Annotated in this window: 13 protein-coding genes; 10 read left to right on the plus strand and 3 right to left on the minus strand. The window is 37.4% G+C overall.

All coding sequences use genetic code 11. The features are described from left to right. Positions 1–341: 341 nt before the first annotated feature. A complete protein-coding gene (locus BS34_RS0103040; RefSeq protein ID WP_029407079.1) occupies positions 342–1,340 on the plus strand; it encodes an MBL fold metallo-hydrolase in 999 nt (332 codons plus the stop codon). 461 nt (positions 1,341–1,801) lie between these two features. On the opposite strand, the gene serB is transcribed toward BS34_RS0103040, so the two are convergent. Both serB and BS34_RS0103050 read right to left on the minus strand, forming a co-directional pair. Beyond that, positions 1,802–2,641, minus strand: a complete 840-nt coding sequence (gene serB, locus BS34_RS0103045) for a phosphoserine phosphatase SerB (RefSeq protein ID WP_029407080.1) — start codon at positions 2,639–2,641, stop codon at positions 1,802–1,804. Positions 2,642–2,752: 111 nt separating this feature from the next. Beyond that, positions 2,753–3,148, minus strand: a complete 396-nt coding sequence (locus BS34_RS0103050) for an RDD family protein (RefSeq protein WP_029407081.1) — start codon at positions 3,146–3,148, stop codon at positions 2,753–2,755. Positions 3,149–3,271: 123 nt separating this feature from the next. On the opposite strand from BS34_RS0103050, the gene BS34_RS0103055 reads away from it, so the two are divergent. Next, on the plus strand, positions 3,272–3,940 hold the full coding sequence (locus BS34_RS0103055) for an energy-coupling factor ABC transporter permease (protein ID WP_029407082.1): 669 nt from the start codon (positions 3,272–3,274) through the stop codon (positions 3,938–3,940). Positions 3,941–4,089: 149 nt separating this feature from the next. On the opposite strand, the gene BS34_RS0103060 is transcribed toward BS34_RS0103055, so the two are convergent. After that, positions 4,090–4,419 (minus strand): hypothetical protein, encoded by a 330-nt coding sequence (locus BS34_RS0103060; protein WP_029407083.1) that lies wholly within the window; start codon positions 4,417–4,419, stop codon positions 4,090–4,092. Positions 4,420–4,767: 348 nt separating this feature from the next. On the opposite strand from BS34_RS0103060, the gene guaB reads away from it, so the two are divergent. From guaB to htpG, 8 genes are all read left to right on the plus strand, one after another. Then, positions 4,768–6,228: an IMP dehydrogenase gene (gene guaB / locus BS34_RS0103065; RefSeq protein ID WP_029407084.1), complete on the plus strand. Its 1,461-nt coding sequence runs from the start codon at positions 4,768–4,770 to the stop codon at positions 6,226–6,228. A gap of 127 nt (positions 6,229–6,355) precedes the next feature. Continuing rightward, the gene (gene guaA, locus BS34_RS0103075; RefSeq protein ID WP_029407085.1) at positions 6,356–7,936 is read left to right on the plus strand and encodes a glutamine-hydrolyzing GMP synthase; all 1,581 of its coding nucleotides are present in this window, start codon (positions 6,356–6,358) and stop codon (positions 7,934–7,936) included. Positions 7,937–8,339: 403 nt separating this feature from the next. Next, the gene (gene tadA / locus BS34_RS0103080; protein WP_029407086.1) at positions 8,340–8,861 is read left to right on the plus strand and encodes a tRNA adenosine(34) deaminase TadA; all 522 of its coding nucleotides are present in this window, start codon (positions 8,340–8,342) and stop codon (positions 8,859–8,861) included. A 111-nt stretch (positions 8,862–8,972) separates the two neighbouring features. Continuing rightward, on the plus strand, positions 8,973–9,548 hold the full coding sequence (gene cheD, locus BS34_RS0103085; RefSeq protein ID WP_029407087.1) for a chemoreceptor glutamine deamidase CheD: 576 nt from the start codon (positions 8,973–8,975) through the stop codon (positions 9,546–9,548). A gap of 11 nt (positions 9,549–9,559) precedes the next feature. Further along, a complete protein-coding gene (locus BS34_RS0103090) occupies positions 9,560–11,656 on the plus strand; it encodes a chemotaxis protein CheA (protein ID WP_029407088.1) in 2,097 nt (698 codons plus the stop codon). 99 nt (positions 11,657–11,755) lie between these two features. Beyond that, complete coding sequence (locus BS34_RS0103095; protein ID WP_029407089.1) at positions 11,756–12,337, plus strand: hypothetical protein; 582 nt, start codon at positions 11,756–11,758, stop codon at positions 12,335–12,337. A gap of 229 nt (positions 12,338–12,566) precedes the next feature. Next, positions 12,567–13,508: a hypothetical protein gene (locus BS34_RS0103100; RefSeq protein WP_029407090.1), complete on the plus strand. Its 942-nt coding sequence runs from the start codon at positions 12,567–12,569 to the stop codon at positions 13,506–13,508. Positions 13,509–13,667: 159 nt separating this feature from the next. Further along, positions 13,668–15,563, plus strand: coding sequence for a molecular chaperone HtpG (htpG, locus tag BS34_RS0103105; protein WP_029407091.1), 1,896 nt, complete (start codon positions 13,668–13,670; stop codon positions 15,561–15,563). Positions 15,564–15,686 lie beyond the last annotated feature (123 nt).

Below are 15,686 nucleotides of genomic sequence, written 5' to 3' on the forward strand. Positions count from 1 at the left end.
CAAAGCACTTGATTATAATGAGATCTTTGCATCCAAGGGCTTAAACTCGAGATAGGTGCGAAAGAAAAATGAGAGAAAATTTGCCTAATTTTTCACCTTAAAGGTGTACCTAGAACCATTTTTATTCGCACATACTCTCTATGCAAAATTCTCATAATGCAAGGTATTTTAATACTTTGTCATGCTGGATGGTTAAGAAAGTATTAAATTAACATAAGTTAAATTGTATATGGGTATAAATATAACCTTGGGGAAAGGTGGTAATTATGATTATTTTATATTCTTTTAAAGATGCTAGACTTCTTGAAATCAAAAAAACTAAATATCGTTAGGAGATTGTTATGAAGCGTCGCGATTTATTAAAATCGGCATTGGGTTTATCAGCTAGTTTAGTTGGTATGTCTGCTATAAATCCATTGTATGCAAACGATGATTTGGAAGGTTTTCGTGGGCCAGAAGTACCTGATGTTAATGCAATCAAGGTAAGTGACCGAAGTTATACCATCCCTGCATTAGGCTCTGTTCCAACGCCCGATAATTTTGGTATGTTCTCTAATCCAGGTTTTATTGTGACTTCTGAAGGGGTTGTTGTTGTTGATACAGGAAGCTCAGTTCAGATAGGTGAAATGGTTCTTCGCCAAATTAAGAAGGTGACTAATAAACCGGTTATTAAAGTCATTAACACGCATTTTCATGGCGATCATTGGTTAGGAAACCACGCATTTGTAGCGGCTTATCCAAATGTGGATATATACTCTCATCAACTTTGTATTGATAACTTGAAAGCAGGTGGAGATCAGTTTTGGTTTGATTTTATGCAAACTAATACCAATAATAAAATTACTGGTACGGTGGTGAGCTTACCCAATAAAACTCTAAAAGGTGGTGAGGCGATTAAGCTGGGTGACACAACGCTTAAGATTCATCACTTTGGAAAAATGCATACCGATTCTGACCTTGCTGTTCAAGTTGTAGAAGATAGCTCTTTATATACTGGGGATATGGTTATGCGCCGTGTTGCCAATATGGAAGATGGTTCTTATCTGGGTACCATAAATGGTTTGCAGAAGATGATTGATATGAAACTAAATCATTATATTCCTATGCACGGAGCACATGATAGCGTGAAGCTGCTTGAGGAAGGTAAAGAGTTTATGGAAACTATCTATAACCAAACTGCCAAGTATTATGATGAAGGGTTATCTGATTTTGAGATGAAACCTAAAATTATGGCAGAACCTTTTATGAAAAATGTGGCAAGTCAATGGCCTGGTTATGAATCAGCAATTGGTAAGTTTATTGTGGTTGCCATTGCTGAGGTAGAAAATAATCTTTTCTAATAGGTTATTTGTTTAAATGACCAAAAAGCCCGACAAGAAGAGTCTTTTCGGGCTTTTTGGTTTTTAGAGCATTAAAGATGAAACAAAATAACTGGCTAAAATAAAAAACAACCAGGCCTGGTTGTTTTATGAAGTTAGATTTATTGGTTATATGTATTTTATGATTGATTAAACAAATCTTTTAACCACGAAGACACGAAAGCACGAAGATTTCTAATATCTAATACCAACTTAAATTCAACGAATAGCCAAGCTAAACGTAATAAATTAATCGCTTTTACACTTTACAAATGCAGAGCTACAGAGCTTATAGGCATGACTTAAGATCGTTAGGCTATGATTTTCGAATCACTTTTATTTGTTTTTTTAATCTTCGTGCCTCTGTGTCTTCGTGGTTAATTTTTACAATACTGGATAATCAATCACAAAATACGGACAATTACAAAATACGGATACCCGATTTATTCAATAAAATCTAAAATAGCATCTAAACCAGAATAGTTTAAGGCTGTGCTAGCCTGTTTTTGAACGGCGGGTTTTGCATTAAAGGCTACAGAAAGGCCTGCTTCTTTCATCATGACTAAATCGTTTGCGCCATCTCCTACGGCAATCACCTGATTTGGTTTTATTTCTAGTTTTTGACAAAGTTCATGAAGAAATTCCGCTTTGGCATGAGCTCCAATAATGCCGCCAATGACTTCACCCGTTAATTCGCCGTTTTCTTCCCCTAGAAGGTTAGCGCGTGTAAAGTCTAGGTTGAGCTGTTTTTGTAATCGTTCAGTAAAGAAGGTGAAACCACCGGATACTAAGGCAAATTTGATGTCATTTTTGTGCAAGCCTGAAATCCACTTTTCTGCCCCAGGATTAAGTTTTAAACGGTCGTTATAGACATAACTTAAAGCACTGGTATCAAGACCTTTAAGTAATGATACTCGTTTAATTAGAGACTCTTCAAAATTGAGTTCTCCACGCATTGCAGCTTCGGTTATAGCCGCAACTTCAGGCTTAAGGTTTACGTAGTCGGCAATCTCATCAACGCACTCTATGCTGATTAAGGTTGAGTCCATATCGCTAATAACGAGTTTAATCTCTTTAGCATTAAAATTTTCAGGCAATAAATTAATATCCACTTTAATTTCATTAGCTAATTTCTGGATTATTTCCAGAGCAGGAGGTGTGTCTAACTCAACTCGAAAATGGTTATCGATTTTGGTTAGCTTGGTTCCTTGAGCAAAGGTACGTTCAATCACTTTGGATTGTTCAAAGTTTAGGGTATTGCTGTGAATAATTAAGGTGGCCATATTTTTCCTGTTTACATTTTCGGGTTAGGATGCGTTTTTACTAAATGAGCGTTTCTAATCGTAAAAATTATGAAATCATTAAGACAAGTTATTAAGACAAGTCATTAAGAATTAATTGTGAATGGAGACTATTTTAGTCTTTGCAAATCGATCCTGCAAAAGTTGTTGTTTGGGGAAAAATAATCCAATCCATCCAATTAAAAAGAACAAAACAGTAAAAATAAATCTTAAATTAGCAGAGTGACGAGAAATTAAGTGCTGATCTTCTGTTACCAATTGCAACTTCCATGTTCTTAGGCCAGGTGTTTGCCCTGTTTGTATCCAAAAGTAAGTTAGATAGACATAGGTAATAGCAACGATATAAACCTGAAAGGCAAGCGTTATAATGGGTTTGTCGGAAAAGGCTTGTCCTTGCCAAATTACAAATGGTACGGCGGCAACAAACCAAATTGCAATGAGTAATAAAAGATCATACAGATTGGCAAAAAGTATTTTGAATCCATTCATTGGGTTGAAAGCTTATAATTGTTTAATTAAATGTGAAAGATCACTTAAAGATATTGTACACGTTTCAGGCGTGTTAATAGTCATTGCTCGCGACTCTTAAAAAATTAAGTTAAGGAATATATTTTGAATCTACATGCTGAAAATCTTAATCTCGCTACCATCGTAGGTGGTTGGGTGGTATTTCTATTGGTGTTATTTTGGGCTTTGAAGTCAGCGCCATGGGATAAGGTAGATGGCGACAAAGGCGCACAACATGTTTTGTTGGGAATGTCGGTAATTATCTTTTTACTTTGGCTGTTTGGAGCAAGTTTAGAAAATGGAATAACTTTTCATTTTTTATTGATGACGTTAATGGTTTTAATGTTTGGTCCCCAATTCGCGATTATGGGAATGATATTGGCATTGATAGGGGTAACGATTCAAAGCGATTTAGGTTGGTTATCTTTGGGCATTAATGCTTTATTGATGGGTGTGATACCTATTTCGATTACTTGGCTTATGTATAAGTTGGGTGCAAAGTTTTTAGAAGCTAATTTTTTTGTTTATATTTTTTACAACGGTTTTTTATCCGCGGCCGTTGGCGTAGTGGTTTCTTTGGGGTTAGCTGCGATTGTTATGGCATTGAATGATGTTTACACGCCAGCGATATTAAAGCAAAGTTTTATTGTCTATATTCCTTTAATGGCAACACCAGAAGGTTTTGTCAATGGAATGTTGCTTGCAGCATTAGTGATATTAAAGCCGAACTGGATTACCACTTTTCATGATAAAACCTATATCAATGGAAAGTAGGCTCATGTTTCTTTGATAGAGGTCTGATGTGATTTTTCTTAAGAGAGACAAAAATGAGATAAATAGCTTTAAAAGCCAAGGCCAGTTCGATAAATTTTGGGCATAAAAAAACCGGCTATTAAACCGGTTTTTATCGAACAGCTAAGGAATTATTTTTCCCAACCTGCCTTTAAGCCTTTCCAAGAATCCATTTGCATAACTTCAGCGTTGGCAGATTTATACGCTTTTTTAGCGTATTTCATTGCAGCGGCTTTATCACCTTTTTTCTTAGCTTCAGCAGCTTTAGAAAGGTAAGTGTCAACATAAGACTTTTTCATTTTCTTTTGTTTCCACACATTGTTAGATGCTTTAGCTTTTGCATGTGCGGCATTAGCACCATCAATGTAATCTGCATAACTTACAGGGCTTGATTGAGCGGAAGCACATCCACCGATTGCTAATGCTGCAACTACAGCTGTTCCTACTAATAATTTTTTCATTGACTATCCTCCAGGTTAAAACGAGCTTTATAGCTTTTTAAGCTTACATACTTTTTATATTTTTTATGTCTCGGCCATTGTAATCGCATTTGACATAATGTTAAAGCTTATTACGAACACTTTTTTTCTGTTTTCGCATGGTTGTATACGTTATTAAGTTTACCCCGGTCCTGTCAATCTTTATAATACCCAGTATTAGATGAAAACAACGTTGTTTTTCAGGTTATTTTTAAGTAAATAACATGTTAAGTATATGAAAAATAATAAGTTTAACTTTTCAGTAAAGTTTTTTGGTTTTTTTTAGAAAAATAACTAATTAGCCTATAAGTTTTATATAAGGTAGAAAAAATGAGAATTTTGCAAGATGCATTAACTTTTGATGATGTTTTATTGGTTCCTGCGCACTCAACGGTGTTACCAAAAGATGTCTCTCTAAAAACAAAATTAACCAAAGAAATTACATTAAATATTCCTTTTGTTTCAGCGGCAATGGATACGGTTACTGAAGCACGCTTAGCCATTTCAATGGCACAAGAAGGTGGTATAGGTATTGTTCATAAAAATATGACGGTTAAAGAGCAAGCGCATGTTGTGAGTAAAGTTAAAAAATATGAGCATGGTGTTATCTCAGAACCAGTTACGGTTCAGCACACGGATTCGGTTGCTGATGTTGTTAAGAAAACCAAAAAGAATCGTGTATCCAGTGCACCGGTAATGAATGGCGATGAGCTGGTTGGTATCGTAACCAGTCGTGATATTCGTTTTGTTACGAATATGAGCAAGCCAGTATCAAAAATTATGACACCTAAAGATAAATTGGTTACCGTTAAAGAAAAAGAGGACCCACAAGTGGTTCTTGATTTATTACATGATCACCGCATTGAACGTGTGTTGGTAGTAAATGATGCTTTTGAATTAAAAGGTATGATTACCGTTTCAGATATGATGAAAAAATCTGACCATCCTAATGCTTGTAAAGATACGGAAGGACGTTTGCGTGTTGGTGCGGCAGTGGGGACCGGTGCTGAAACAGAGGATCGTGTTGCTGCATTAGTTAAAGCAGGTGTTGATGTAATTATTGTTGATACCGCTCATGGCCACTCTCAGGGGGTGCTTGATCGTGTAGCATGGGTTAAACAAAATTACCCACAAGTTCAAGTTATTGGTGGAAACATTGCAACAGGTGAAGCCGCTTTAGATTTAGTTAAGGCAGGCGCTGATGGTGTTAAGGTTGGTATTGGGCCAGGTTCTATTTGTACAACACGTATTGTTGCTGGTGTGGGTGTTCCTCAAATTACAGCGATTTCAAATGTTGCTAAAGCATTAGCAGGTACTGGCGTACCATTGATTGCAGACGGTGGTTTACGATTCTCTGGTGATGTGGCTAAAGCGATTGTTGCCGGTGCATCGGCTTGTATGATTGGTTCAATGTTTGCGGGTACAGAAGAGTCTCCTGGTGAAATTGAGTATTTACAAGGTCGTGCTTACAAATCTTACCGTGGAATGGGCTCTCTAGGTGCAATGGCTCAGCCTTCAGGTTCTTCTGATCGTTACTTCCAGGCATCTAATGCCGAAGATAAATTAGTACCAGAAGGAATTGAAGGTCGTGTTGCTTATAAAGGACCTTTGGCTCCCATTATTCACCAATTAGTGGGTGGTGTTCGCTCGAGTATGGGCTATACCGGTTGTAAAGATATTACAACGATGAACACGAAACCTTCTTTTGTTAAAGTCTCTTCAGCGGGTATGGCAGAAAGTCATGTTCACGATGTCACTATTACAAAAGAAGCACCTAATTACCGAGTTTAATCTTTAGTAATTTAGACTCGATTAGGTTAAATTTAAAAGGCTTTTGTAGAAAATTTGCAAAAGCCTTTTGCCTTATGAGAACAATTTTTTGTTTCTCAAATAAAACATTTTCAGATTTGGAAAATTTATGACACAAGCAAACATTCATGACCACCGTATTCTTATTCTTGATTTTGGTTCACAGTACACGCAACTAATTGCCCGTCGTATTCGTGAGATTGGCGTCTATTGTGAAGTAGAACCATGGGATATCGATGCAAAAGATGTTGAAGCTTTTGGTGCAAGAGGGATTATTCTTTCCGGAGGTCCTGAAACCGTTATTGGTGATGATGCTCCAGTGGCACCTGAAGTTGTCTTCAACCTTGGCGTACCTGTTTTAGGTATTTGTTATGGTATGCAAACAATGGCTCAACAGTTAGGTGGTCAGGTTGTTAATGCTGATGAGCATGAATATGGTTATGCCCAAGTACGAGCACATGGTCATACAAAATTCCTTGTCGATATTGAAGATGAAGTTACGCCAGAAGGTTTTGGTATGCTTGATGTTTGGATGTCTCATGGTGACCGTGTTGAAGCCATGCCGGACGGTTTCAAACTTATGGCAAGTACGCCAAGCTGTCCTGTTGCGGGAATGGCTAATGAAGAAAAGAATTTTTACGGTATTCAATTTCACCCTGAAGTGACTCACACTAAGCAAGGCTTACGTATGATTGAACGCTTTGTGGTTGGGCTTTGTGGTTGTGAAAAATTGTGGACTACTGAAAACATTATTGATGACAGTATTGCACGTGTTCGAGAGCAGGTGGGGTCTGATCAAGTTATGTTGGGGCTTTCAGGTGGGGTTGATTCATCGGTTGTAGCGGCTTTATTACATAAAGCTATTGGTGATCAATTAACTTGTGTGTTTGTAGATCACGGCTTGCTTCGTTATAAAGAAGGTGATCAGGTAATGGCCATGTTTGCAGAAAGCATGGGTATTAAAGTCATTCGAGCAGATGTAGAAGATCGTTTTATGAATGCGTTGGCGGGTGAAACCGATCCTGAACAAAAGCGTAAAATTATTGGACGTGAGTTTATTGAAGTATTTGATGCTGAATCAGCTAAATTAAAAGGTGTTAATTGGTTAGCTCAAGGAACAATCTATCCAGATGTGATTGAATCAGCGGGTTCTAAAACCGGTAAAGCCAAAGTCATCAAGTCGCACCACAATGTTGGTGGCTTACCAGATGACATGGAAATGTCTTTAATTGAGCCATTGCGTGAATTGTTTAAAGATGAGGTACGTAAATTAGGCGTCGCTTTAGGTTTACCTTACAATATGGTCTATCGTCACCCATTCCCAGGGCCAGGCCTGGGTGTTCGTATTTTGGGTGAAGTTAAAAAAGAATATGCAGACACTTTACGTTTAGCGGACAATATCTATATTGAAGAGCTAATTAAATGGGATTTATACGATAAAACGTCTCAAGCATTTACGGTATTTTTACCCGTGAAGTCAGTTGGTGTTGTGGGTGATGCTCGTCGTTATGATTATGTGGTTGCATTAAGAGCCGTTGAGACGATTGATTTCATGACCGCGCGTTGGGCACATTTACCTTATGATTTCTTAGAGCATGTATCAGGACGAATTATTAATGAAATACCTCGCATTTCACGAGTGGTTTATGATGTGTCAAGTAAACCACCTGCTACCATTGAGTGGGAATGAATAGTTTTAGAGTTAGATAGTTACTTATCAAATAGTTATTAAAGGCCTTATTAATTAAGGCCTTTTTTGTATCTATGTCGTCTATAAAAAACTTATTAATAGAGACCTTTGCACGAGATAGGTGCAAAAGAAAAATGAGGAAAAATTTACCTTATTGCGGCGGAAAACGCAGTGAATAGCTAGCTATTCGAAAGTTTTTCAACAAAAATAAGGTAAATTTTAACCATTTTTACTTGTACATACTCTCGTGCAAAGGTCTCTAATAAACTTGGCAATTTTTTTAAAATGTCTAAGATAGAATGTGTCCGTAATGATTAATTTGCAAGTATGTATTTTTAAAGCAAAGCGCCCGTTATTAGTGTTATCAATGTTATCAATATTGGCTAGTCTTAGGATTTATTAAATGAAGTGCCCAAAAGAATACTCTCAGCAGCAGCAAGATCAATTCTGGATGGAATATGCAATGCAATGTGCAAATAAGGCGGAAGCAATTGGAGAAGTACCCGTAGGTGCTGTTGTGGTTCTAGAAAATACCTTAATTGCTGAAGGATGGAATCAATCTATTCTAAATAACGATCCAACCGCTCACGCAGAGATTATTGCTATACAGAAGGCGGGTCAAGCTATAGGTAATTACCGATTAATTGATGCCACTTTATATGTTACTCTTGAACCCTGTGCTATGTGTGCTGGTGCAATGGTGCATGCAAGAGTTAAACGAGTTGTCTTTGGCGCGTATGATGCCAAGACAGGAGCGGCAGGTTCAGTCTTTAATCTAGTTGATGCACCGCAACTTAATCATCAATTACTGGTTGATGGTGGAATAAATCAAGATGAGTGCGCACAACAAATTAGTTTATTTTTTAAAAAGCGTCGCCAAGCACATAAAGAACTAAAACAAAAAAAAGACGCTCATATAGAGTGATGCAAAACGGTTATTTTTGAGTTGTTTTTGACAATGATTGATTTTTTGTCAAAAAGGTATGTGTTAAGTGAGCGAATAGAGTAAATATTTTTTAGGAAATGTTTTTTAATTATGCAAAAAAGTATTGACCCTGCAGAAGGCATAACAACCGTCAAAATTTTGCCGGGGGAGTTTTATGTTACTCAAGATAATGAACGAATTGAAACCGTTTTAGGTTCTTGTATATCTGCCTGTGTAAGAGACCCAATTGCCGGTATAGGTGGCATGAATCACTTTATGTTGCCGGTCGATAAAAATAAAAAGGGGGCATCTGATGTCTCCGATGCCAATCGTTATGGCAACTATGCTATGGAAAATTTAGTCAACGCTTTACTGAGCCATGGCGCTAAAAGAGAACGTTTAGAGTTCAAAATTTTTGGTGGTGGACGCATCATGAATTCATTAACTAACGTAGGTTGGTACAATATTGGCTTTACGTTTGATTATATTTACACGGAAGGGTTTAAAATAGTGTCGCAAGACATTGGTGATATATACCCCCGTAAAGTTTTGTACTACCCATTAACAGGGCGAGTACGTGTAAGACGGTTAAATGCGATGCATAATCAGTCCTTGGCTGACGAAGAGAATCGCTATATTAATAAAATTGAATCTAAGCCTGTAGAAGGCGACGTAGAACTTTTCTGAGGAACAATGCTATGGATATGATGGAAACATTTCGCCAAACTTACCTAGAAGAGAGTTTTGAAGGCCTTGATGTAATGGAAACAGGGCTTTTAGAGCTTCCTCCCGGCAAACCTGATAATGAAAAAATTAACGAAATTTTCCGAGCAGCCCACTCTATCAAAGGGGGAAGTGGAACCTTTGGTTTTAGTGAAATTGCAGGCTTTACACATGTACTAGAAACGCTTTTAGATGAAATGCGTGATGATCGACGTGATGTTACGCAAGAGTCGATTGATGCAATGTTGGCGGCTGTTGATATATTGCGAGATATGTTAACTAAACTACAAAACCACGAGCCAATTGATGAAGAGCGCGCAAGTCAGGTTCAATCTGTGCTAGAAGCCATTCTTGGTGGTGAGGAATCTCCCCAAACCACCGCTGAAAGCAGTGATCAGACACCTGTGATAGAGGCTTCTGGTGGTGATTGGAATATTCAAATTATTCCTGATAAATCACTATTACAAACGGGTAATGAACCTTTACGAATTTTTAGAGAATTAGAAACTCTAGGCACATTACAGGTCTCAGCAGATTGGGAAGGTTTACCAAATAGTTCAACGTTTGATCCTGAGTCTTTATACATGAAATGGGATTTAACCCTTTCAGGAGACTCGGTGAAAGAAGATGATATTAATGAAGTGTTTGAGTGGATTGATGGAGATGGCGCTGAAATTAAAATAAGCGCACCAGTAACAGAAGCTAAACCGGTTGAGAATGTAGCCGCACCGGTCGTCGAGAAAACACCAGCTCCGGCAACTTCTGCCACTTCAGAACCAGTTGCCGCTAAACCTGCACCAAAAGCGCCAAGTAAGCCGGCCGCTAAAGCAGCGGAAAACAAAGCGCCTAAGCAGGAAGGTTCTATTCGTGTTGATTTAAGTAAAATTGACCAAATGGTAAACCTTGTGGGTGAATTAGTTATTACTCAATCTATGCTAAGTCAGTTTGGAGAGCAAGCTGAACAGAGCTCTGAAAATTCTAAAGAAGCCAATATGGAGTGGGTTGATAAACTCAAAGAGGGATTAACTCATTTAGAGCGCCATACTCGTGAACTTCAAGAGTCAGTCATGAATATCCGAATGTTGCCAGTGAGTTTTGCTTTTAACCGAATGCCTCGAATAGTGCATGATGTTAGTCAAAAGTTAGGAAAACAAATTGAACTTGTCATGGAAGGTGAAGGTACCGAACTTGATAAAACCATGTTGGAACAATTAACCGACCCATTAGTTCATATCGTACGTAACTCAATCGATCACGGAATAGAAAACCCAGCAGTTCGAACTGCGGCAGGTAAGCCAGAGCAAGGTATTGTTAAAATGGCAGCCTTTCACCAGGGTGGTAATATTCTTATTCAAATTACCGATGATGGTGCAGGAATTGATTATCGTAAAATTGAAGCCAAGGCCATTGAAAAAGGGGTTATTGAAGAAGACCATAATCTCAATAAAGATGAAATTGTTGATTTGATTTTCCATGCCGGTTTCTCAACAGCTGATGTGGTTAGCGATATCTCCGGTCGTGGTGTTGGGATGGATGTTGTTCGTAGAAATATTCGTGGTTTAGGCGGATCGGTTGATGTAAAAACAACGATTGGAGAAGGGAGTGTCTTTACTATCCGTCTACCATTAACGTTAGCCATACTAGACGGTCAATTATGCTCTGTGGGAAGTCAAACCTATGTATTCCCATTGATTTCAATTATTGAATCTATTCAGGTTGATAAGGCTCATGTAAAAGGTATTGCTGGAGAAACTGAGCTTTATAAGTTACGTGATAGTTATATTCCGGTAATACGTCTACACAAAAAATTAGGTATTCAAGACGCTCAAGAAGATTTATCAGATGGCTTGCTTGTTGTGGTTGAAGATGCCGGGCAAAGAGCCGGTGTTTTTGTAGATGATTTATTAGGTCAACAGCAAGTGGTTATTAAAAGTTTAGAAAGTAATTTCATGAAAATTGAAGGAATTGCTGGAGCGACTATTTTAGGAGATGGTACGGTATCGTTAATTTTAGATGTTAGCGAAACAGTGAGTTCTCATAAAGGTGGAAATGCCAAGGTGAATGTTGCATAATGCCTCTATAGCAATGAAGGGGGGATATAAATTCCCCCTTTATTTTAAAAGCTTAAAGTATCGTAAGCTTATAATAAATTTCTAAATTTAGAGGTCAATATGTCGGAGCAAGTTTCTGATTATGCATTAGGTGCTAAAGAAGTTCAACAAACCATACTAGTTCTCAATCTCTCCATTGCTCAAATAGATCTCTCCATTACTGAAGGTGATAATTCTGTCAACACCTTAATAGATTCTTTCACTTTTATGTCTCAGCATATACAACAAATTCAACAAGCGGGAAATAGCTTAGCTGAAATGAGTGGTGAGGGTGAAAATGTTGAGCAGCATAAAAGCATTTTGTTGAGTGAAGCTGGTGAGCTATCTTTGAAAATGCAGCAAGCAATTATTGCATTTCAGTTTTATGATAAATTGAGTCAACGTTTAGAACATGTATCCTATGGTTTAACCGGGCTTGCAGATATTGTTTCTCATGAAATGCGCGTTCAAAATGAAGCAGAGTGGGAATCCTTTAAGAGCAGCGTTCGTAAAGGTACAACGATGCGAGAAGAAGAAGAATTATTTGAACTTATTTTTGATCAGCATGTTCCTACCCAAGAAGCGATTGATATTATGAAAGATCGCATGCGTAAACGTATGCATGAAGAGGAAGATGTTGAAGAAGAGATTGAATTCTTTTGATTTGAGACCTTTTTAAGAAGATTTAAAGAATTTATAAGCAAGGCTTTAATTCTCTATTTTCATCTTAGAACCCGCAATTGCGGGTTTTTTTATGCCTACAGATTGAGTTTTAAATGAAATATCTTATTGTTTTATTTACCGATAAAAATAATTGAATTCTATTTATAAGTATTATTAATAATAATGGTAACTCCAAGCAATCTTAGTCATTAAAAAACATGAGGCAACAATGAAGTTAGCACATAAAAAACACGCTCAAAAATTTTCCTTAGTCGGCCTGTTCATCGGAATTTTATTTATTCCACTTAATGCATTAGCAGCCGGTTTAATGCCGTTTGTTTTAGGTAATGCTACAGCAGAAACGAGTGTTTCTACGGCATCAGTAAAGGTTAAGCAAGCCCTTAAAGACAACGGGTTTAATATCGCAGGTACTTACTCTCCAACACAAAATGCAACGATTATTGTGGTAACAAATAATCAACTCAAAAAAATAGCAAGTTTGTCTAAACATGGTGGGTTTGGTGCAATGCAACGAGTTGCTGTCACTAAAACAGGTGGAAAAATTGAAGTGAGTTACACCAATCCATCTTATCTATGGAATATTTACCGAATGAAAGGCGATATTTCACCTATACAAACCGCTATGCAAAAAGCATTGGGTAAACAGTCTGAATTTGGAGCTGATAAAGGTTTATCTGCTGATGACTTACGTGGCTATCACTATAAAATGATGATGCCTTATTTTGATGATGAAGATGAACTAGCGGAATATGGTTCTTATAAAGAAGCGGTTGCAAGCGTTGAAGCAGGTCTAAAAGCCAAGCAAGCAGGTAGTAAAAAAGTTTATCGAATTGATATTCCGGGTAAAAATGTTACCGTTTTTGGTGTTGCCTTAAATTATAAAGGAGCGTCTGATAAAAACATTGCAAAGCAAATTGATCTTTCAGGTCACTCTCATGCGGCACATTTTCCTTATGAAATATTGGTTGATGGTGATGAAGTGATGGCATTAAACGGAAAATTTAGAATTGCGATTAACTGGCCAAGTCTTTCTATGATGGGGTCTGGTAGCTTTATGAGTATTTCCGATGCTCCTGACGATATTAAAGATGCATTAACGGCAGTAGCTAATAATAAAAAGATAGAAAGCGAAGAAGATAGCTTGTTATAAACAGCTTCTTATTTTCTCTTTAAAAAAGCACAGAATTTTCTGTGCTTTTTTGTTTTAAAGGCTTGAAAAGGTTTTTTTAGGCCTTATTAATCTTGCACATTTATAATTTATTTAATTTACTTAATCAAATTCTTAAACACCACATTAGGAGATTTATTAATGAGTGCAACAGAGACTCACGCGTTTCAAACCGAAGTAAACCAACTCTTAAAGTTGATGATTCACGCCCTATATTCAAACAAAGAAATTTTTGTAAGAGAGCTTGTTTCTAACGCATCGGATGCCTTAGATAAGCTGCGTTTTGAAGCGGTTTCTAATGATGCTTTAACCGAAGGTGAAGAAGAGCTAGCCATTCAGTTAGAATTCAATAAAGAAGCCCGCACCATTACGATAACCGATAACGGTATTGGTATGACTCGTGATGAAGTGATTGCAAACATTGGTACCATTGCCAATTCAGGGACCAAAAAATTCTTAGAGTCTATGACTGGTGATCAAGCAAAAGATTCACACCTAATAGGACAGTTTGGTGTAGGTTTTTACTCTTCATTTATTGTTGCCGATGAGGTTGAATTAACCACTCGTAAAGCGGGTGAGTCAGCTTCTGAAGGAACTAAATGGATATCTAAAGGTGAAGGCGAATTTACTTTAGAAACTGTTGAAAAAGCTCAAAAAGGTACAGTCATCACGCTTCATTTAAAAGAAGAAATGGATGAGTTCTTAGATGAAAATCGCCTTAAAACGATTGTAACTACCTATTCTGACCACATTAACTTCCCAATTAAAATGGAAAAAACGGAGTGGGATGAAGAAGCTAAAGAATCAAAAGCAACCGGTGAGTTAGAGCAAGTTAACAAAGCAACGGCAATTTGGACTCAACCAAAATCTGAACTATCGGATGAAGATTACAACAACTTCTATCAGACCATTTCTCATGACTTTAATGAGCCATTAGCTCATATGCATAACAAAGTAGAAGGTACGCTTGAATATACATCATTGCTATACCTACCTAAAAATGCCCCATTTGATTTATATGATCGTGAACGTCGTTATGGTTTAAAACTTTACGTTAAACGTGTATTTATCATGGATGACGCTGAACACCTAATGCCAACCTATTTACGTTTTGTGCGTGGGGTAATTGATTCAGCTGACTTACCATTAAATGTATCGCGAGAAATCTTACAGAGCAACAAAGTGGTTGATAAGATTCGTGCGGCCTCGGTTAAACGTGTACTTGACCAGCTAGCTAAGTTTGCTAAAGCTGAAGATCAAACTGAATACAACACTTTCTGGGACCAGTTTGGTCAAGTAATGAAAGAAGGTGTAGTAGAAGATTTTGCCAATAAAGACAAAATTGCTAAATTACTGCGTTTTGCATCAACCTACGAAGAAGCATCAAGTGAGCAACGTACCTCTTTAGAGAGTTATGTTGATCGTATGCAAGAAGGTCAAGAAGCGATTTACTTTATTGTTGCAGACACCCATGCAGCAGCTAAAGGTAGCCCACACTTAGAGATGTTCCGTAAAAAAGGCATTGAAGTGTTGTTGTTATCTGACCGTATTGATGAATGGTTAGTTTCACACTTAACTGAGTTTGAAGGTAAACAGCTTAAATCGATTACTTCTGCAGACTTAAAAGAGTTTGAAGACGAAGCAGATAAAGAAATTTCTGATGATGAAAAACAAGCTCGAGAAGCCTTAACGGAAAAAGTTAAAAAAGTAATCGAAGATAAGGTTTCAGATGTACGTATCACTCATCGTTTAACGGATTCTCCAGCATGTGTAGTGAGTGCAGAAGGCGATATGTCAGCGCATATGGCTCGTATGATGGAACAAATGGGACAAGCGATTCCAAAGCAAAATCCTGTTTTAGAATTAAACCCTGATCATGCGTTAGTGAAAAAACTTGAAGGCATTGAAGATGACGCTAAGTTAACAGAATGGTCTCTATTCTTATTAGAGCAAGCTCAGTTAGCCGAAGGTGATCAACTTGAAGAACCTGCAGCGTTTATTAAACGTATGAATGCATTGTTAAGTGAAGCTATGTAAGTTTTTACAGCGCTTTACATCACTAAACTTAGGTTTAGTGTAAATAAACCCAATTAACCAGGCCTGGTTAATTGGGTTTTTTGTTTATAGCGTTTGAATTTAAAAAGTCTGTTTGATATCTCT

It is taken from the genome of Thiomicrorhabdus sp. Milos-T2 (assembly GCF_000702325.1).
In the GTDB taxonomy this organism is placed as follows: Bacteria; Pseudomonadota; Gammaproteobacteria; order Thiomicrospirales; family Thiomicrospiraceae; genus Thiomicrorhabdus.